Genomic DNA, 19,185 nt, shown 5'->3' on the forward strand with positions numbered 1-19,185 from the left:
TCAAAGTTGTGTATAATGGGATGGGGTATCCCCCTCGTTGGGGCAGACAGTCCCGGTCACCGTGCCCAGATTGGCATACTGACCAAGCACGGCGTTGCCCGACGCGTTGCAAGTCAGGGTCTCACCGGGATCCAACACATCGTCTCCGTTGCCAACATCCGACCATGGCTGGCATATCACCGTGACCCCCGAGTGACTGTCAGTCACCGCCACATCGGACACGGGGCATGCACCCGCGTTCGTCACCTCGTAGGTCCAGATCACATCGGATCCCACCGGGACATTGGGCCCCGGCGGGATATCGGCATCAACACCATTGGTGCGCTTCTCGATGATGAGCTCATCGGCGAGATCGAAGGCGTAGTACCAACTGGTGTCGAAAGCCGTCACCACTGGCGCGGGCAGTAGCGTGTCGGGGGTGCCTTGCACGGTCGCCGTATTCTCATACTGACCCGGCGCGCTGAGCGCCGGGCCGCTGATCCGACAGGCCATGAACTCACCGACAGCGAGCATGGTCCGCGGACAGCCGCTCGTGACATCACCGAGCTGATTGTCGGTGACCTGAATGTCCTTAAGCGGCACATTGCCCGTATTGCTCACACGATAAGACCAATCGACGGTGCTGCCGATCTGGACGAATGGGCCGGGCAGCCCGGCGACATCGACCGCATTGGTGATCTTGGTGAGCGAGATCCCCGGGGATTGACCGAAATAGTGGCTCGGGTCCGAGATCGAGTTCGTATAGTCTGTCCCGCCACAGTTGATGGTGCCGCTCGCCGTGCCGATGTTGGCGTACTGGCCGGGCTCGGCCGTTCCGTCAGCCGTACAGGTGAAGGAAGCACCAGGTTGAAGTGTGTTATCGGTCGGTTTATCGCAGACAGGAGAGACAAAGGGGTCACTGTCGGAGACAACCAGACCGGACACATCACAGCTAGACCCGCCCGCTGGATTGATGTTCGTGACCTCATAGGTCCATGTGACCGGGCTATCCACGGAAACATAGGGGCCAGTCGCGACATCGGCATCCACGCCATTAGTGCGCTTCTCGATGCTCAGATTGTTCCCTTGCAAGCGGATCGCGTAATAGTGGCTGGGGTCGGCGTCGGTGACCGTCTCGTTCTCTGTTTCGCCAACGTATGTCCCGGTCGCGGTGCCGAGATTCTCGTACTGATAGCCGACGGGTGGCTCCTCGACTACCGTGGCAGTCCCCAAGGCCGTGCAGGTCAGTGTCTCGCCGACCTCGAGTGTCGTCGGCATCGACTTGCTGCAGTTGGTGATGTTGCCCAGCAGGTTGTCCGAGACCGTGACATCGGTCAGCGGCACATTCCCGTCGTTGACGACCACATAGGTCCAGGTGACTGGGTCGCCCTCATTGATGAGTGCGCCTGGTGCCTCATCGGCATCCTGCCCATTGGTCCACTTCTCGATATCGATGGAGGGCGCGGGCTCCAGATCGGTCTGGGCCAGGCTGAAGTCATCCGAGCCATTGTCCACGTCCGATAGTGAGGCCGCGAGGCCGACCCGGTAGGTGCTCCTCCCGTCTTCGGGCAGTTCGGGACAGGCTTGATTGGCATCGAAGACCAGCTGGGGGGTCAGGACAAAGACATGCTCATCGCCACCACCCACCCCGCACCCGGAATAACTGGTCTCGAGGTCACTGGCCCTGAGACGGGTGCTGAAACATTCGTTCCCATCGGCATCCCAGATCCTGAGCGCCATATCGCGCAGCGTGACCGAGCCGCAGGCCGTCTCGGCCACGTCGAAGACGAGGGCTAGGTCACCGAAATCGGTGATGCCGGGGTCGGGGCTTTGCTTGTCGAGATGAATCTCGCCCAGGCCCCAGGTCCGGGTCTTGGGTCCCTCGTCACCACCCTTGAAGAAGGGATCAGGGCAATGAATCGATCCCGTGAGATCCGTACCATCGGGTGCCGGGACAGAATCCCAGGCCAGACAGGCCGAGCTCTGATTGGCGGTCGCTTTCGGCGAGAGCTCCAGAAGCTCATATTTGTCGCCATATCCCTGGCCGGTGAGGCTGATATCATTCCGATACATCAGATCCGCAAGCACCGGACCAGCGGCAAACGTCCCAGTCAAGATAATGATAGTAATAGTAAAGTTGGTCAGGCGTTGCATCCTGGCTCTCCCGGTGGTTGATCTGAATCGTCCTCGATGGACTCAAAGCTCCGATCAATAACAGACACTCGGAACACATCTATTTTATTTATGAACTCGTAACACTCTCGACGAGCTGGCGGGGCTGTTCACCGAGTTACTGCTCATCGCGCAGGCGATGGGGCTGCTCAGGCTCGGCACCGTCAGTCTGGACGGGACCAAGATCAAAGCCAACGCGAGCAAGCACAAGGCGCTGAGCTTCGAGCACGCCGAGCGCCTGGAGGAACAGCTCAAGGGCGAGGTCGAGGAACTGATGCGCCTGGCCGTCATCGCCGCGGCCAAGGCCGAGATCCAAGCCCGCGCACACGCGCGCTTCGAGGTCGAGCAGGCCGAGTACGAACGCAAGCTGGCCGACACCGGCTATCACAGCCAAGAGAACCTCGCGCGCTGCGCGGCCGCCGGAATCGACCCGTATATCCCGAGGCACGCCAGGGCCACAACCCGCCCTTGGCCGAGCGGCTCGCCGACGACCCGCCGGCGCCCCAAGGCCAGCCCACGCCGGCCGAGGCCACGGCGCATCGGCTGCGCACCCGCGAGGGCAAGGCCCGCTATGCCAGGCGCAAGGCCACGCTCAAGACTGTCTGCGGCATCATCAAGCAGGTGCTGGGTTTGCGCCAATTCCTGCTGCGCGGCCTGCGTGCGGTGCAGGGCGAGTGGACGCTGGTGTATCCGGGATGGAATCTCAAGCGCCTTTTTGCGCTTAAAGGATGAAGAAAAGGGCAAGACCGCGCGTTTTCGCGAAAAATACCGACAATTTCGCTCTTTCACGCGCACTCTTCTGTCTCATTTTTACCAATGCGGGCTGCGGGAACCCAATCCGGAACATAAGTCGGACAGGCTCTCCTAGATGAACTCCTCCACAAGCGCCGATTTGCGGCGTGCCGAGCCGGTCGAGGACGGGGCAGCGGGCTGCGACTCACCGCTCGCCTTGGCCTCGGACCCCGACGCCGCACTCGGTTGCGGGCTTTGGCCCAACATGGAGAGCCAGAGTTCGAGCCATTGGTTTTGAAGAGAAACCGCCTGCGACGCCGTCTCGCGCCACGTCTCCAAGACGTCCTCCGCCTTGCCTGTTGCGGGAGCTTGGTTCGACGCGACGTGCTCGATCGCGGCCTGTCGCCAGACGTCGCCGAGTTGACGTTGGGTATCCATCCAGGAAACAAGCATCGATTCGGACTGTTTCCACCAGTCGAGCCAGAGCGTCGACAGCGCAACCTCGTTGTCGGCGATCTCGGACTGGACCCGACGGAGATAGGCGACCATCTCCTCTTGAGTGCTCAAGGCATTCGGAAGCAGACCCCGACAGGGGCATGGCGATTGAGCGGATGCCTCCCTGTAGAAGGAAGCGGCGGGATTCATCCCAATGTCTGTCGATTTCACGTGTTCGTTCATCGAGACCTCGGAGTTCGGTGGGTGATCTGTTGTTTGATTATAAAAGCGGCCAGGATCATGCACTATCCGTGTCTCTACGGAGCTCTCCACCCGATTTCCGCTGTTCCGTCAAGCGGGTCTGCTCGGCGACAGGTTTTCGCCGAGTATCCTGCCCTCGATGGTCTGCGGCGCGATCCTGAGAAACTCGGCAGCCGGCTTCGGCTTCGGAATAGCGCCCGTATGATCCCGGATGTCGTCGAACGCTCGGGCGTGGGCGAGGGCAGGCACGGTCTTTGTTGGTGCTTCCAGAGACATCTTTTCGCGGGACCCGAGGCCCCATCTCCGGATGCAACGTGATGGAGTTGAAGGTCATTGCCGATGCCGCGGGCGCGCCCGGCGGCGGCTGCAGCTTCGAGCCCGGTTCATTGCTGACGGCGCTCGGCGTGTACTGGATCGGCGCGCTCGATCCGGGTCTGCGCACCTTCGTTATCATCCTGTGCGCCGCCAACGGCACGACCTACAACAGCGATCTGGTGCGGGGCGAGGAGGGTGTCGCGGTCATCGACACGGTCAAGGCGGAGTTCGCCGAGGACTTCTTCGCGCGCCTGGAGTCGGTCGCCCGCTGCGACGGGGTCCGCGTCATCGTGCTCAACCATCTGGATCCGGATTACACCGGGGCGCTGCCTGAGCTGATGCGGCGTGCGCCCCGAGCGCAGCTCTACATCTCCAAGCGCGCTATACCGATGATCAAGGCGCTGCTCAAACCCCGCAACGAGCGCGCTGGCTTACACGACTGTGGGAACGGGCGGCGAGGTCTCGCTCGGCGCTCGGACGCTGCGCTTTCCGATCGAGTCCACCGATGCGATGACGCTCGGCTCGCCGACGATCAACGGGGACGCAGCCAAGCCGATCTGGGATCTGCTCTCCTCGCTCGCCGTGATCGACCTGAAAGGCAAGCTCGGTGCCGCATTCGGGTATCTACGGCTGCCGCGAGTGTGACTGCGCTACCTGAAGGAGTACAAGGTACCCTTGCACCACGACTGACAGGACGGCGAGTGCGGCAACTGCCCGGGTCACCAGAGTGGACCGCAAGGGTCGCATGAGCGGCCTCCTGGCCGGCAAGGAGCGCGGCGTGCTGGTCGAGTTGGGCAAGGTGACTAAGGACGACATCGATCGGATCGCCGTCGACGATATGCCGAGCGAATGGCGTCTGGCCTGCCCGATGATCGTGCGCGACGAAGACACGCTCGGGGCTGCCGAGGAGGCGGTCGCCGAGGCCAGCCGGATTCAATCCCACGTCACGCACCACAGTCGCTTGGCCGACGCAGGCACCCTGACCGTGATTCGCATGGTCCAAGCCGCGCTGCTGGGTCGGCCCAAAAGCGATCTGCGACTGCTTGCGGAGGCGTTGGTCGCGCTCGAGCCGGTATGACGACAAAGGCTCCGCTCGGGGCGAAGGGAAAAATCGAAGTATCTCGTGATCGTATCCGATGCGTCTGCGGATTGCGGCTGAATTCCTGACCAATATACTCGGTTTCACGTTCCGGACTTTTCCGCACACCCGAGCAGGTACCGCACATGATCCCCTTCCAGTTGCACGATATGGAGACCGCCCCCCACTCCTCGCGCGCCATCATGGCGGACATGCAGCACCACGGCGGCGACTTACCCAACCTCCTGCGTACCCTCGCCGAGTCGCCGGTTGCGCTCGACGCCTATCGGCAGCTCGTAACGCTGCTGGGTCGCTCGAGTCTGACTCCGATCGAGCAACAGGTCGTCTATGTCACCGCGGCCCACACCAACCAGTGTCACTACTGCACGTCTCCGAATCCGATGCTCGGCGATGATGCCCAAGCCGACGAGGTCAGCTCGGCGATTCGTCGAGGACAGCGGCTTGTCGACATGCGTCTTCAGGCGTTGCGCCGGTTCACCGCAGCCATGACCGAGCAGCGCGGATGGGTGCCGGAAGCGGACGTCGAGTCTTTCCTGCGCGCCGGTTTCACCCGGGAGAACTTGCTCGAGGTCATTACCGGAATCGCCTTGGTCACCTTGAGCAGCTACGCCAACCACGTGACCGCCACGCCGCTCGATCACCTCGCGGCCTGAACCGCCGATCGTCCGAGGCGCGGCGGAGGCGATCCGCCGTGACTCCTCGGTCTGACCGCACCGTTCGGGTGAGACGTATCCGAACACGCTATTGCGAATGCGCCGTTGGCGCACTCGAACCTCACGCCTCCGACACACCGCCCGCCACTGCTGTTCGGCACGAACCACGATAAACGGTCCTATACGGCCTTCATAACCGCCTTCTTCCAGGCGCTCTTCGCGGCCTACATCCGCATACATGACCAGAAGACTCGGGAAGGCCGGCTGATCACCCAGATCCGGCTGGAGCATCTGGTCTGGGGCGAGCTGCTCTGGGCCGCGACCCCGGGGACCGCCTAGGCCCTCATCGTGACGCTGGTGTTGGCGGGCTTCACACTGGTCGGATGGCTGGATCTCGATTGGACCGGCACGCTGCTCGCGCTACCGCTGCTGTTTCTCGCCTGGTTGACCCTGAATCCGCTGCATCACCTCGCCGAGGGCACACGGCTGATCCCGGTCAACGGCAAGATCAGTATCCATCTCGCGGCAGCCTTCGGGCTCTTTGTGCCGATGATCCTGATCTCGGTGCCGATCGACGATCGGCTGCTGCAACGGAGGTGTCGGGTGTCGAGCTCACTCGAAAGTGAGCAGCTCGCTCTGGACGCGGCTTAATCGCGATCGGTCGTGTCTGCTGGATACAAAGCCGATATCGTCAATGCGTGTTCTCGTCGTCATACTATGCCTCGCACGGCCGTCTGCCGGACGCGACTCATTGGCTCACGTTGCTGCGCGAGCTGGGTTTGAACGCTGGCTCCGCGACAGGTGCGGCATCCGGCGCCTATGTCAAGCGTATCTGGTGGAACAATGGGGAGAAGGAGGTTCGTATCAGGTACGGCTTCGACCCCATCGACGACAAGGTCATCTATCTGCGCGCAGATTTTAACCCGGCCGGTCAGGTGATCTGGACCTGTCTTGCTCCCGGCGGCGACGAGGGTGTGCCCTCTAAATACTTGCCGGGAAGCTGCCGAGCTTGACCACCTCGGCCTCGATCTCCCGATAAGCCGCAGCCAGTCGCTCGGTCCATGCGTCGATCTGCGCCGTCGTGCGAAGCCCGTCGTTGCGGATCTCGATCATGACCGCGTGCAGCCCGCGACCTTCGCCATGCACGGGGACCGTGTAGTCGATGGCCTCCTCGATCGGATAAGGTTGGTTGTCGCCGACGACGCCGTCCACTCGGTGACCGAGTGCCGTCGACATGTGCGCCGCGAAGCGGCGGTCGCGCCAGTGCGAGACACCGACGGGCCAGGGCCGTTGTTCGCCGTTCAAAGACGGCGTGAAGCTATGGATACTGAGCAAGAGGCTCGGGCGATGCGAGCGGGCGTCCAAGAGTCGATCGATGGCGTCGTGATAAGACCGGAAGAGGGCCTCGACGCGGACCGCTCGCGACTGCGCGGTCAGTCCGAGATTGCCCGGGACGGGCACGCCGGCACTCTGCTCTGCAATCGATGCCCTGTTGGCGAGCGGTCGGTTGCAGTCGATCACCAGGCGCGAGTAGCCGCTCAGCACCAGCGGCGCATCGAGATGAGCCGAGAGTCGCTGCGCCACCTCGGCGGCACCCGGATCCCAACCGATATGATCCGCCAACTGCTCGGGGGCCAGACCGAGTGAGCCCAGTCGACGGGGTATCCGATTCGAGGCATGGTCGCAGACCAGGACGGCGCTGCCGGCGCCCTGCGCATTGACGACCTCGAAGGCCGGCGGCTCGTCCGGGTCCAGCAACCCCGCTGCCGCGTTGCCCCGGTGCGACGGGCTCATACCTCGTCGGTCCAGACCTTGAAGCTCTTCAACACGTTCGGCCCGAAGGCATTGCTGATGGCGACATCGGCCGCGTCTCGGCCCTGCGCGATCAGGATTCGACCGATGCGCGGGATCTTGTTGCGCGGATCGAAGGTGTGCCAGTGCCCGCCGAGATAGACCTCCATCCAGGCCGAGAAGTCCATCGGGTCCGGCGAGGCGGGCACCCCTATATCGCCGAGATAGCCAGTGCAGTAGCGCGCCGGGATATTCATGCAACGACAGAAGGCGATCGCCAGATGGGTGTAGTCGCGGCAAACACCCTGGCGCTCGTTGTAGGCCTCGAGCGCGGTCTTGGTCGAGCGCGCATGCTGATATCCAAACTCGATATGATTATGGACGTAATCGCAGATCGCCTGCACGCGCACCCAACCGGGAGGTGTCCGGGAGAAGAGCTTCCACGCGATCTCGGAGAGTCGATCGGTCTCGCAATAGCGACTTCCCAGCAGATAGACCAAGGTCTCCGCGGGCAGCTCCTCGACTGCATGTTGCATCGCGTCCGCGTGAATCGGGTCCGGAAGGCCGTTGTCCATCATGAGTGCATCGGTGGAGATGCTGATCTCGCCCGCGGGCGCCACGATGCGACTGCACCAGTTGCCGAAACCGTCGCGATAGGCGGTCATGGGAACCGACGGGCGGGTGACGATGTGGTCGGCACGAATCATATCGGAAACCCTGCTGAAGTGGACGTTCAGCGTCAGGATCATGGGTGTCGGCTGTGGACACTCGAAGATCATCTCGTATCCGATCCGGATCTGCATCCCGAACCTCCCGTAGGCATGGAGCCCGTCAAGGCGTATGGATGGCGGCCTTCATTCGTCGCCGATGACTCAAACCGCGCCCAGCGCGGTATGCGATGTTTTCGGATGGGATCGGCCCCGGCAGACTTGGCGAGCGTTGGAGCCGGCGCAGTTTAAGAAATTAAAACATAGATCATTCTAAACCGCGTCCTCGTTAAGGGCCGTGGATGCACCAATCGTCGAACTCCCTCGAAAATCAGTATCTCGCTCCGGAGGCGCTTTAAGCGCATTCGGGGTATCGATCGTGAGCATAACACCGAAACCGTTCCGCTCGACGGCTCCGCCAAGGCCGATGTCTGCAAGGCAGATTGCTCGCCGGACGCGTGCGGTGCGAATGCGACGACCGAGACGACATAGGTTGAAAATCGTTACACTCCTCGCCCATAGCGGTTCGTCGATCAGGGCAAGTCAATGAAGAACAGGCGTCGCGATGACGGGGCGGTGGGGGTCGGCGAGGCGAGAGTCTCGGATCGGTCCGGCGGCAGCAATCCGGTGAAGGCCGATGCCCGAGTCTTCGACAGCCGCCTCGAGGCGGCTCATGAGGCGGCGGTCTATGTGCGGGCGTTCTGCGACGGCTTGGGTTTGGGCGAGGTCGATCTCTCGCAGATCGAGCTTTGTGTATACGAGGCATTCGTCAACGTCGTAGAGCACGCCTATCACAAGCAACCGGGACACGAGGTGATGGTCATGACCGAGGCCGACGCCGGCGCCTTGCGGGTGCGTGTCTGTCAGCGTGGTGTGCTGCCGGATGCGGCGCTGGTGGCGTCGATACCGGCCGGTTTCGACGACCTGCCGAGCGGGCTCGAGGTGCTCGATTGCGAGCCGCGGGGCCGCGGTATCCGGATCATCAAGTCCATGATGTCCGACTGCGAGGTGGAGTCCGACGGGGACACAGCCTGTTTGCTGATGACCAAGTCCCTTGCTGCGCAAAGGCCCTAGTCGAGACCGGGTCGCCGCGGCTGTGGAAGCCAGCTCGCCGGGCGCAGGATGGCGAGCAGACCCCTGAGCAGATAGACGAGATCGCGTCCGATGCGTCTCTTTCGTGCGTAAAAGACGTCGCTCATGAGCTTTTCCTCGAAGGGCGCATCCGCAGGAACGTCGAGCTGCGTCGGACCCACGAGCCCGGCGGGGGCCTGCTCGCGGATCCGCTCCCAATCATCCCGAAGCCCATCCGCTGCCTCGGGCGACAAGGGTGTCACCCCGACCAGCCTCAGATCGCCCGACACCACGGCCAGCAGACGCGGGAGTGCGCGCAGGATCGGCACGCGCGTGCGCCATTGCCGGGCGACGAAATCTCGGCGTGTGACTTGCCCGAACGCGTTGATGTCGCGTTTGTTGCCGCGCAGGGTGATCGAATCGAACCAGCCTTGCTCGCGATTCGGCAGTGCGGTCAACGCGGCGATCGGCCACAGCGGAAGCGACAGGATCAGCCCCAGGATTCCAAGTAGACGGTGGACGGGGTCGGCGATCCCGCCGCTCAGCGTTGCCTGCTCGAGATCGGCCAAGAGACAGGCATCCGTCACCTGAAGGACGGCGCCCGAGTCCACGCGAATCATGGTGTTCGCACGCACGATCGCATTGGTGATCTCCACCAGCTCGCCGACATAGGTGTGCGGCAGGATGACACTGGAGTTGATGGTCGCACGCCGATCGACGATCACGTCGTCGCTGATCACGACCTCGCCCGTCAGCTCGGCGTCGGGTGCGATCCGACAGCGGGCACCGACCAGGCAAACACCCTGTTTCAGTGAGCGCGGCGAGACGCGCGATCCGCGCCCCAGCGTCAACCCCAAGGCGGCCTGTCGACCCGGAAGGATGAGACCGGGCAGGCGTTTCGCGGCCGCATCCAGGTTGACCCGGTGATACTCGGCGAGACTCGGCACGGTGCGCACCTGCTCTGCCGCGACGGGGATCCAGGCGGTTTGCTGAGCCGCCGCCGCTCGGTCGGTCGGCGGCCACGCGAGCGGGGTCAGGTCGATCGCGCCCTCGCGATGGATCCCGCAGGCCGCGGATACGCCGTCGGCATCAGCCCAGACTGCATCACCGGGGGTCGTTCGGGCCACGGAGATCCAAGCGGGGACATCGAAGCCGAGGATCAGGTCGCCGCGCAGCGCGACGATGGATCCATCCAGGCGTGTGCCGAGTCGATCCACTACCGCGGTGGGATCCTCTTCGCCGCGGGTCAGGGTGTAGGTCAGGCGCAGGCCCCAGCGTGTTCCGTCGCCGATCACCCGCTGGATCTCGTCGGCAAAGGGCGAGACCACGACCAGAATCCGCCGGATACCGGCCTTGGCGAGCGACTCCAGGGCGTGCTCGATCATCGGTTTGCCGGCGACCGGCAAGAGCGCGACGCTGGTGCGCTCGGTCAGTGGTGCGAGTTCGGCTCCGAGACGGTCGGCAAAGAGGACGGCCTGGTCCATATCGATCACCCAAGAAATAGGATTCGAGAAGCTCTGAAGGGCGTCGGCTGCGACGATCGTCGAGGTCTTCGAGGTCGCGCCGACGTAAGAAGGATGCGTGTCATGTCCGGGGCTCTTTAATAGGCGCCTCGCCCGAACAACACGGCAGGCACCGTCTGCCAGAGGAGTTTGAGGTCGGTCAGCAGCGACTGCGACTCGATATAGCGAACATCCAGCTCGACCTGCTCGGGGAAGGGGATATCGGATCGTCCCGAGACCTGCCAGATGCAGGTAATACCGGGCGTGACCTCCAGGCGCCGACGGTCGGAGAGCGAATACTCGTCGACCTCCGCCGGTACCGGCGGACGCGGACCGACCAGCGACATGTCCCCCTTGATCACGTTCCACAACTGCGGCAGCTCGTCGATCGATGCCTTGCGGATGAACCGGCCGATGCGGGTGACGCGCGGGTCACGCTGCATCTTGAAGGTGACTCCGCCGGACATCTCGTTCTCGGCCAGTAGTTCGGCCTTGCGTGCCTCGGCGTCCATGTACATGGAGCGGAACTTGTACATGGTGAAGATCCTCCCCCAGCGCCCGACGCGTGTCTGCTTAAACAGCGCCGGACCGGGTGATTCGAGCCGGATGGCCAGCACGAGCAGCCCGAAGATCGGCAACAGCAGGATGAACAAGGGGCCGGCAAGCAGGATATCCAAGGTGCGCTTGAGCAGATAGGCCGAGCGCACGACCGCCACCCACGCGAGCCGCTTGGCACCGATGCGCAGTCGGATCAACCACGCGGGCTGGCCGGCGCGGCTGTAGCGGCGCAGCAGCAGCTCTTCCATCGAGGTTTGGCCCGGTCGTTCGTTGCTGCTTTTCATAAGGTCTCCCCGCCGCGCGCCTGTCGCCAGACGCGGTAAAGGAACAAGGGGTTGCCGATCACATAGCGTCGCCACATTCGGCCCGGCTCCTGCATCAGCCGCCAGCTCCATTCGAGTCCGATCTCGCGCATCCACACCGGCGCCCGGGGGATGCGGCCCGAGTAGAAGTCGAACAGACCGCCGACGCCCATGCGCACCGGCGCTGTCAGGCGCGCATGGTTGCGCGCGAGCCATTTCTCCTGACGCGGCACACCGAAGGCGACCAGCAGGATCGCGGCGCCCGAGGCGTTGATCCTGTCGACGACGACGTCCTCGTCGGCCGGGTCGAAATAACCGTCTTGGACCCCGCCGATGCGCAGAGCCGGAAACTGCGCCTGCATGTTGGCCGCCACCGCCTCGGCGATCCCGGGACGCGCGCCGAGCAGAAAGAGTCCGAGGCCCGTTTGCGCTGCCCGCTCGCACAGCTGCGGGAAGAGGTCGGTGCCGTTGACGTTCGCCTGCAGGGCGACCCCGAGCATCCGACAGCCGATATGGATTCCGATCCCGTCGGGCAGGACACGCGCGGCATCGAGCAGGATCCGGCGGTACTCGGCATCGACATAGGCGATGTTCAGACAATCCGGGTTGACGAAGGCCAGCAACGCGGGGTCCCCGGCGACGGCGCGAGCCGCGATCCAGTCCACCGCCTCGGGCATGGTGGTGTTGACGATCGGGACACCGAAGAACTCGAGGACGGGCGGTGTCGGCGCCTCGCCTCCGCCGAGAACCTCCCCGATCAGGGAACGCACCACCAAGCCGACGTCGCCGCGCGCGCTCTGCCCGTAGGCATAATCGCTGTCGATCTGTGCCTCGGGCGCATAGGCCACACCGGTACGGCTCTTGAGCCGATAGGGCGAGAAGACGCCCGGGCGCACCGTGAAACGCACTGCCGCCTCGACGCCGACCCGCGTCGCCTCCTCCGCACTCAGGGGGCGCGGACCGGCGATGGCCATATCGCCGCGGAGGATGTTCAGGAGGACCGCGAGATCTCGTCCCGGTGCCGTGCCGGTAAACCGCAGACGCTCGAAGGGGACACGGAAGTGTCCGATCAGTGTTTCACGTGCGAAGACCCGACCGGTTCCGGCACGTGCGATCAGGCCCCGTACCGACAGGAGCGGGGCGAGCAGGATCAGGAGCAGCAGCGCGAGCGTCACGTCGAGTCCGCGCGAGAGGACGGCGCCGATGAGCGTGAGCGGCGGCAACAGGGTCCGCAGCCAGAGGGCGCGCCAAGGCCGTTGACGGCGGCCGAGGGGACCCGGGATCTGTAGATCGGGTCTGCGTTTCATGAGGATTCCGACCTCGGTGTCGATTCGGCGGTCTCGAGACGGCACTCTCGCCGCGGGCTGATGCGCGCCGGTACGCCGACGGCGATGCAGTTGTCGGGGACGTCCTGAATCACCACCGCATTGGCCCCGATGGCGACATCGTTGCCGATGCGGATCGGGCCGAGCACCTTGGCACCGGCCCCGATGTCGACCCGATCGCCGATCAGGGGTGCTCCGCGCACCCCGCGATGACGCAGTCCCACCGTCACCCCGTTGCGTACCACGCAGTCGTCGCCGAAGACGGCATCCCCGCTGATGATGATGCCGCCGAAATGCTCGATCAGGAAGCGCCGGCCGAGTCGCACTTCGCAGGGCAGATCGATCCCGGTCATGATCTGCGAGAGCACCTTGAGGAGTTTGTAGAGGAACGAAAACGGCCAGCGCAACACGCGGGGCTCGATCCGGTAGCGCCAGCGCCCGAAGCGATAGACGAGCATGACCCAGAACCCTTGGCGTGCCCAGTCGCGTTCGTAGGTCTGCCAGTCTTCACGAATGTTCTCGAACATCGCGTGCTCCCGACTCGGTGCTTACCAGGGTCTCGACGGCGAGCGATGCCCGCCGGCCGTCTCGCACCAGGCCCGATCGAGCAGCGCGACGATCGCCAACGACTCGGTGCGCTTGGTGCGACGCTGCGGGTCGTCCCCGCGGTTGCGCCAGGCGCGAATCCGATGCCAGGTCGCCTCCAGTTGACGCACACCCCAAGCCCCGAGCCAACCATGGTGCTTGCGATAGTAGAGCAGACCGCTGCGCATCCGCCAGAGTGTGAGCTGCGCGCCCTTGCCGGCCGCGCTCATGTCCAGGTCGCCGTGTGTGCGCGAGGACTCGCCGCCGATATGGACCACCACCACATCCGGCCAATAGCGGATCCGCAGGCCCGCCGCGCGGATCCGTCGGCACAGATCGACCTCCTCGTAATAGAGAAAGAACGACTCGTCGAAATCGCCGATGCGGGCGAGCAGGTCGCGACGGACGATCGAGAAGGCGCCCGGGACCCAGTCGACGTCCGCGGGTTGCGTCGGGTCCGCCCAGGTGCGGTCGAACCGACCGAAGAAGCGGCTGCGCGGGAAGCGTGCCGCCAGCCCGGAGAGTGTCAGGAGCTCGATGAGCAAGGACGGAAACATCCGGGCCGAGGGCTGCCATTCGCCGTCGCGTCCGATCAGCCGCGCCCCGCCCAGACCGATCCCCGGATCCTCATCCATGTAGTGCACCGCACGCTCCAGCGCACCCGATTCGAGGAAGGCATCCGAGTTGAGCAGGACCAGATAACGCCCGTGCGCCGACTTGAACCCCAGGTTGTTGGCCGCCGCGAAGCCGAGATTGGTCGCGCTGCGGATCAGGGTCGCTTGCGGGAAGCGCTCGGCGACCCGTTCCGCCGAGCCGTCGCGCGAGGCATTGTCGACCACGATGATCTCGTGGCTGACCGCGCCGGCCTCCGCGATCAGTGTCTCGATACATTCCACGAGCAGATCGCGGGTGTTGAAGGAGACGATGACGACCGAGACGTCGGGTGTGGGTGAATCGGACATCGGCATGGCCCTCCCTGACTCCTTCCGCTCGGTGTCGTTGCGCTCGGTGCGCACCCAGGCGGCGTCGGTTCGGGAGGCCCGTCCGATGGCGCGCAGGATGGTGAGCTTCCACAGGATGTAGACGGGTGCCGTCGCCAAGGCGAGCAGATCGCGCCAACCGCCGCCACCGATACGAATCGCTGCCAAGACATGCACTGCGACCAGGGCCAGACCCAAGAGCGCATAGGTCCTGGTGGGTCCGAAGGGCGGCAGTAATGCCAACAGCAGCAACAACATATGAAAGGCCAACGGCAGCAACAGCAGCTCGAGCAACGGCTCGATCAGACGGCGCTCGCCGGACAGCACGCGGCGCAGCAGGATCGGGGTCCAGTCGCGAATCATCCTGAAGCGACCGCCCTCCCAGCGCGCGCGCTGGCCGGCACCGGCCTCGCGCGTGTAGGGCGCGTCCGACCAAACCCCGGTGTTCGGAGCAAACACCACGCGCCGACCGGCGGCGACCAAGCGCAAATGGTATTCCATGTCCTCGACGACGCTGGTTGCCTCGTAAGGCTCGTTCAGAAGCGTCTCGCGGGTCAGCCCGAAGCCGTTGCCGAGCAGACCGACAGAGAGTCTCCAGCGCTCGCGCCCGCGTAACCGGAGCACGTTGAAGGCCATCCATGCGATGCCCCTTAGCCGCGCCCGGAGGCTATGCTGTGGGTTGTTGATGCGATAGCCGCATTGAACCGCCGCGGCGCCGCGGCGCATCAGACGTCGCTGCTCGGTCACCAGGTTCGGTGCGACCCGGGTGTCGGCATCGACCACGATGAAGGCATCGAAGGGTTCAGCGAGTAGGATGCCGAAGGCAAAGTCGAGCGCATAGCCTTTGCCGCGGCGCTGCAGGTCATGACGCTCCAGGACCCGCGCCCCGGCCGAGCGCGCCAGCTCGGCGGTTTCGTCGGTGCAGTTGTCGGCGATGACCACGACTTCGAAACCCGCATCCCCCGGGTCGCAGGCGCGCAGCGAGGCGACGGTGTGCGCAATGCCCTCGGCCTCGTCATGGGCCGGGACCAGGATGGCGATGCGTCCGATGGGCGTCGTCGTCTTCGGATCGGTTTCGCGCCGCGGCGGGAGGATTCCGCCGAGCGTCAGGAGCAGCAGCTCGATCGTGCCGGGCAGGCTCGGCAGGGCGAGCAGGATGCCGAGCAGCATCCAGGGCCAAAGGGTCTCGTCGCTCACGGCAGCACCTCCGCCGGGCCCAAGACGACCAGGCTGTAAGCCGGAACCGTGACCCGGATCCGGTCCTTGCCGATCGGCCGTACGGCAAGGGGTTGCGGTCGGACCTCGTCGGCGGTCTCGTTGCCCTTGAAGGGGTCGGAGGCGTCCAGGACCTGCCCGCGGGTCGGTCTCGGTGCCTGCGTGTCGGGAAAGCGCAGCGTCAGGCGTCGCGACTCGGGGGCAGCGGAGACGATCGCGACCGACCAGCTCTGCGGGCCTCGGAAGGGTGCGACGAGCAGTCCGGCACCCTCCTCGCTCATGGATGCCCGGTGGAGATCACCGCCGATGACCTCGTTGAGCATGGCGACTGCCCATCCGGTCGGGCGCAATCGATCGCCGCGCGTCAGGTCGCGCATGACGCCGAACAGCGGGACCAGACCCGCGTTGCCCTCGAGGCGCGTGTCGAAGCCGACGAGGGTATAGACACATTGGCGTCGTGCGCCCGCGAGCATCGCCTCCAGCAGCCGCTTGGCCAGGGCGGGACCGGAGGCGGCGCCCGTGACGATCGCGGCGCGATCCTCGGCGGCGGCGTCGCCGCGTGTCGTGTGCAGATTGACCTCGTAGACGGCCAGCTCCTGCTCGGCGGGTTCTCGGGCGGCGATCTCTTCCAGACGTCCGCCGTCATCCGCGAACAGCAGCTCGAGCGACCGATCCCGATCGACCGCATCCAGGCGCGACAGCATGTAGGGTGCGACGGCGAGGATATCGGCTTTTTTGCTGGCCGCGGCGACCTTGCCCGCTGCGTAGGGATTGGCGTGTTGGGCGTTGACGACGCGGCGCAGTGCCGGATGCTTCTCCGCACCCTCTTCGAGCGCCGTGAAGAGGCGATCGGCCGCAGCGCCGTGGTGGGCTGCATCCTGGATGCCGGCCGGGCGGAAGATGGCGTTCCAGTTCTCGTTGCCGAATTCGACCAGGACCTCCTCGAACCCGTCGGCCTCGATGCGCTCGGCGAGCCAGGCGCCGAGACGCCGCGCCTCGTCGGTCGTGAAGGTTGTGGGCATGACAACCCAGGGGTTGGCCCCGACGCTACGACTGAGATCGAGAAACTCGGGCAGGCCATAGCCGTACTCTGCGCCGTTGCCCGGTCGATAACGGCTCGCACGCCTTGCATACGGCTCGGCCAGGCGGTTGTCGAGCGTGTCGCCGAGCTGTCCCTGCCAGTCGCGCAGATAGCCGGGGCGAAGATGCATCAGGGCGGCAATGACCTCGGGGCGGAAGGCACTGACGCCCGGGTCTGCGGCAGTGTCGGATTCCGTGGCCGTCGCGTCCGCCGCTGCGATCGGGCCGAGCCAGACGTCGTCGAGATGGACCTGTCCCGGACCGCTGACCTCGATGGCAAGCTCCAGTGCACCGATCGGTCCCGTGTCCGCGGCCTCGAACCTCTGTTCGATGTGTTGCCAGCCCGGCTCCGGGCGCAGTGTCAGGTCGAGAAAGGGCGCCGAGCCGTGACGTCGAAAGAGGATGCGCACCCGCGGCGGATCGCCGGTCTCGGCGTGGATCCAGAGCGAGAACAGCCAGGATCCCTCGATCGGCAGGAGCTTCCCGGCACGCGTCCCGATGGTGTCGAGATGGCTGCTCAGGCGCAAGGTCGCGCCGGGCAAGGGTGTGAGTGCCAACGAGCGCCGGCCGGGACTGGTCGGGGCGATCCGTGTGGCGTCGACCTGTACGCGCCCCTTGGTGCCGTCGGGAAGCCACCAGTGTGTCGGCGGAAGATCGTCGCGAATGTGCGTCAAGCCGACGATATCTCCGGGGGCGAGTCGATCGTCGAGCCCGTCGGTGATCAGCTCGGGCAGCGCGTGGCGGCCGGCAGCACGCGAGTCGAAGATGCTCCCGTGGGCACCGGACGCGGCACCGGTCAGGATCTCGTAAGTCGCGCCGGACCAGAAGCCGTCCTCGCGGGCGAGCCAGGTCTGATCGTCGCTGAACCGATCGTGATCGGCGTGGGCAACCCGCACCAAGGCGCGGTCGACGATGCCCTCGAAGCCCGGATTCTCGAGGACGTTGCGCGAAAGCTGCTCGGCGCCCCAGTAGGTCGAATGGCCGAGATTCATCCCGATGGGCTCGACCTCCACAACCAGGGGCGTGGCCTCGACGCTGGCCTCGACCGAGACGGGCGCAGTGCTCGGGATCCGCCGATCGGTCGGTGTCTCGGGCAGGGACTCGCTGCGGGCGACGCCGGTCCCGGCGATCAGGGCGGCCAGTGCGGCCGCGCCCAGCGAACACAGATGTGTCATGGTGTCTCTCCCAGACGGCGTCGCAAGATGTCCGCCAAGCGTCGGGTGTTGGTCTCGAGGTCGTACTTTTCGATGACCCGTCGACGTCCGGCCTCGCCGAGGCGGCGGCGACGCTCCGGATCCGCGATCAGATCCGCGATCGCCGCGGCCAGTGCGCTCTCGTCCGAGGGCGCGATCAGCACGCCGTCGACCCCGTCGCGGATCAGCTCGGGATGCCCGGTGATGAAGGTGGTCACGCAGGGGATCTCCATCGCCATCGCCTCCATCAGGACGACCGGAATGCCTTCGGCGAAGCTCGCCAGCGCGAAACAGTCGGCCTCGGAATAGACGGCGCGGATGCGATCCTGATTGACGACTCCCTCGAAAACGACACGATCTCCCAGCCCGAGCCGGCGCACCTGCGACTCGAGCGACGCACGCTCGGGACCGCCGCCGACCAGGCGCAGGCGCACGTCATGACCCGTGCGCACCAGCGCTGCGACCGCGTCGACCAGGATGTGCTGGCCTTTGGCCGGGACCAGACGCCCGACGCACAGGATCTGGAAGGGCGAAGGGTGCTCGCGAAAGGGCCGCGGGCTGAAGGCGCTCGGGTCAACCCCGAGCGGGGCGATCTCGAGCTTGGACCAGTGTGCTGGCGGCGAGAGTTTCATGAGCTGACTGCGACAGTAATAGCCGATGCAGCAGATGAAGGCGGCACCCTGGATCTTTTCGGCCAAGCGGTAGCCGGGTGCGTCGTAGAACTCGTCCGGACCGTGGACCGACATCGAGAATCCGATCGGAAAGATCCGTCCGGCGATCAGCCCCACGGTCGCGGCCGGGGTCGCAAAATGGACATGCAGATGACCAAGCCCCCGCCCGGTCAGCCAGTGACCGATCATGACGGCCTCGATGAAATAGAAGAGGCTGTAGAGCCATCGTTTAATGTCCGTCCCGCCGAGCCGCAGCGCGAAGAGCAGGCCCTTGGCATAGGCGGCGGGACGCATGCGCAGTGTTTCCCAATGTGCACGCAGCGCGCCGCGCACACCGTCCGCCTTGACATAATAGGTCGTCGCCGCCTCCTCGCGCTCCTCCTCGGCCAAGGACTCGGCGGAGCGGTCCGGACGGTTGATCGAGGCGACGTCGATGCGCATACCGAGCTCGCGCAGACGGCGAACCTCGCGCAGGATGAAGGTGTGCGAGGCCGCCGGGTATTGGCTGACCAGATAGCCCAGTGCGAGAGACGTGCGTGCGGTGTCGTTCATGCGTGTT

General features: G+C 65.0%; 20 protein-coding genes. 8 read left to right on the forward strand and 12 right to left on the reverse strand.

All coding sequences use genetic code 11. The features are described from left to right. Together B4N44_RS01660 and B4N44_RS01665 are read right to left on the reverse strand one after the other, a co-directional pair. The gene (locus B4N44_RS01660; RefSeq protein ID WP_296696200.1) at positions 1 to 2,133 is read right to left on the reverse strand and encodes a DUF7507 domain-containing protein; all 2,133 of its coding nucleotides are present in this window, start codon (positions 2,131 to 2,133) and stop codon (positions 1 to 3) included. Between the two features lie 136 nt (positions 2,134 to 2,269). After that, positions 2,270 to 2,545, reverse strand: coding sequence for a hypothetical protein (locus B4N44_RS01665; RefSeq protein ID WP_296696203.1), 276 nt, complete (start codon positions 2,543 to 2,545; stop codon positions 2,270 to 2,272). Between the two features lie 74 nt (positions 2,546 to 2,619). On the opposite strand from B4N44_RS01665, the gene B4N44_RS01670 reads away from it, so the two are divergent. Continuing rightward, the gene (locus tag B4N44_RS01670; protein ID WP_296696207.1) at positions 2,620 to 2,883 is read left to right on the forward strand and encodes a transposase; all 264 of its coding nucleotides are present in this window, start codon (positions 2,620 to 2,622) and stop codon (positions 2,881 to 2,883) included. Positions 2,884 to 3,015: 132 nt separating this feature from the next. On the opposite strand, the gene B4N44_RS01675 is transcribed toward B4N44_RS01670, so the two are convergent. Continuing rightward, a complete protein-coding gene (locus tag B4N44_RS01675; RefSeq protein WP_296696210.1) occupies positions 3,016 to 3,528 on the reverse strand; it encodes a hypothetical protein in 513 nt (170 codons plus the stop codon). 368 nt (positions 3,529 to 3,896) lie between these two features. Here B4N44_RS01675 and B4N44_RS19775 point away from each other — a divergent pair, with 368 nt between their 5' ends. From B4N44_RS19775 to B4N44_RS01710, 6 genes are all read left to right on the forward strand, one after another. Continuing rightward, positions 3,897 to 4,643, forward strand: a complete 747-nt coding sequence (locus B4N44_RS19775; protein WP_349681050.1) for a hypothetical protein — start codon at positions 3,897 to 3,899, stop codon at positions 4,641 to 4,643. After that, positions 4,640 to 4,972, forward strand: coding sequence for a hypothetical protein (locus B4N44_RS19780; RefSeq protein ID WP_349681051.1), 333 nt, complete (start codon positions 4,640 to 4,642; stop codon positions 4,970 to 4,972). Before B4N44_RS19775 ends, B4N44_RS19780 begins: the two co-directional genes overlap by 4 nt. A gap of 146 nt (positions 4,973 to 5,118) precedes the next feature. Continuing rightward, on the forward strand, positions 5,119 to 5,646 hold the full coding sequence (locus B4N44_RS01695) for a carboxymuconolactone decarboxylase family protein (RefSeq protein WP_296696215.1): 528 nt from the start codon (positions 5,119 to 5,121) through the stop codon (positions 5,644 to 5,646). A gap of 105 nt (positions 5,647 to 5,751) precedes the next feature. Next, the gene (locus B4N44_RS01700) at positions 5,752 to 5,985 is read left to right on the forward strand and encodes a hypothetical protein (RefSeq protein ID WP_296696218.1); all 234 of its coding nucleotides are present in this window, start codon (positions 5,752 to 5,754) and stop codon (positions 5,983 to 5,985) included. 9 nt (positions 5,986 to 5,994) lie between these two features. Further along, the gene (locus B4N44_RS01705) at positions 5,995 to 6,297 is read left to right on the forward strand and encodes a hypothetical protein (RefSeq protein WP_296696221.1); all 303 of its coding nucleotides are present in this window, start codon (positions 5,995 to 5,997) and stop codon (positions 6,295 to 6,297) included. A gap of 47 nt (positions 6,298 to 6,344) precedes the next feature. Beyond that, entirely contained in the window at positions 6,345 to 6,659 is a 315-nt protein-coding gene (locus tag B4N44_RS01710; RefSeq protein ID WP_296696224.1) for a pilin, read from the forward strand. On the opposite strand, the gene B4N44_RS01715 is transcribed toward B4N44_RS01710, so the two are convergent. Both B4N44_RS01715 and B4N44_RS01720 read right to left on the reverse strand, forming a co-directional pair. Then, positions 6,628 to 7,440 (reverse strand): N-formylglutamate amidohydrolase, encoded by an 813-nt coding sequence (locus B4N44_RS01715; protein WP_296696227.1) that lies wholly within the window; start codon positions 7,438 to 7,440, stop codon positions 6,628 to 6,630. The two genes, B4N44_RS01710 and B4N44_RS01715, sit on opposite strands and share 32 nt — an antisense overlap. After that, on the reverse strand, positions 7,437 to 8,240 hold the full coding sequence (locus B4N44_RS01720) for a transglutaminase-like domain-containing protein (RefSeq protein WP_296696231.1): 804 nt from the start codon (positions 8,238 to 8,240) through the stop codon (positions 7,437 to 7,439). Before B4N44_RS01720 ends, B4N44_RS01715 begins: the two co-directional genes overlap by 4 nt. 450 nt (positions 8,241 to 8,690) lie before the next feature. Between B4N44_RS01720 and B4N44_RS01725 the strand changes: the two genes are divergently transcribed. Continuing rightward, positions 8,691 to 9,218: an ATP-binding protein gene (locus tag B4N44_RS01725; RefSeq protein ID WP_296696234.1), complete on the forward strand. Its 528-nt coding sequence runs from the start codon at positions 8,691 to 8,693 to the stop codon at positions 9,216 to 9,218. On the opposite strand, the gene B4N44_RS01730 is transcribed toward B4N44_RS01725, so the two are convergent. The 7 genes from B4N44_RS01730 to B4N44_RS01760 form a co-directional block, all read right to left on the reverse strand. Beyond that, complete coding sequence (locus B4N44_RS01730) at positions 9,215 to 10,699, reverse strand: NDP-sugar synthase (RefSeq protein WP_296696237.1); 1,485 nt, start codon at positions 10,697 to 10,699, stop codon at positions 9,215 to 9,217. The two genes, B4N44_RS01725 and B4N44_RS01730, sit on opposite strands and share 4 nt — an antisense overlap. A 116-nt stretch (positions 10,700 to 10,815) precedes the next feature. Further along, positions 10,816 to 11,559, reverse strand: coding sequence for a sugar transferase (locus tag B4N44_RS01735; RefSeq protein ID WP_296696239.1), 744 nt, complete (start codon positions 11,557 to 11,559; stop codon positions 10,816 to 10,818). Next, positions 11,556 to 12,884, reverse strand: a complete 1,329-nt coding sequence (locus B4N44_RS01740) for a WecB/TagA/CpsF family glycosyltransferase (RefSeq protein ID WP_296696242.1) — start codon at positions 12,882 to 12,884, stop codon at positions 11,556 to 11,558. The genes B4N44_RS01735 and B4N44_RS01740 overlap by 4 nt, the downstream gene beginning before the upstream one ends. After that, positions 12,881 to 13,429, reverse strand: a complete 549-nt coding sequence (locus B4N44_RS01745) for a serine O-acetyltransferase (RefSeq protein ID WP_296696245.1) — start codon at positions 13,427 to 13,429, stop codon at positions 12,881 to 12,883. Before B4N44_RS01745 ends, B4N44_RS01740 begins: the two co-directional genes overlap by 4 nt. Positions 13,430 to 13,450: 21 nt before the next feature. Next, on the reverse strand, positions 13,451 to 15,664 hold the full coding sequence (locus B4N44_RS01750; protein WP_296696247.1) for a glycosyltransferase: 2,214 nt from the start codon (positions 15,662 to 15,664) through the stop codon (positions 13,451 to 13,453). After that, positions 15,661 to 17,937: a hypothetical protein gene (locus B4N44_RS01755; RefSeq protein ID WP_296696250.1), complete on the reverse strand. Its 2,277-nt coding sequence runs from the start codon at positions 17,935 to 17,937 to the stop codon at positions 15,661 to 15,663. The genes B4N44_RS01750 and B4N44_RS01755 overlap by 4 nt, the downstream gene beginning before the upstream one ends. Continuing rightward, entirely contained in the window at positions 17,934 to 19,178 is a 1,245-nt protein-coding gene (locus B4N44_RS01760; protein ID WP_296696254.1) for a glycosyltransferase family 4 protein, read from the reverse strand. Before B4N44_RS01760 ends, B4N44_RS01755 begins: the two co-directional genes overlap by 4 nt. Between the last annotated feature and the right edge of the window lie 7 nt (positions 19,179 to 19,185).

Origin of the sequence: Thiocapsa sp. UBA6158 (assembly GCF_002423035.1) — a bacterium.
GTDB lineage: Bacteria > Pseudomonadota > Gammaproteobacteria > Chromatiales > Chromatiaceae > Thiocapsa.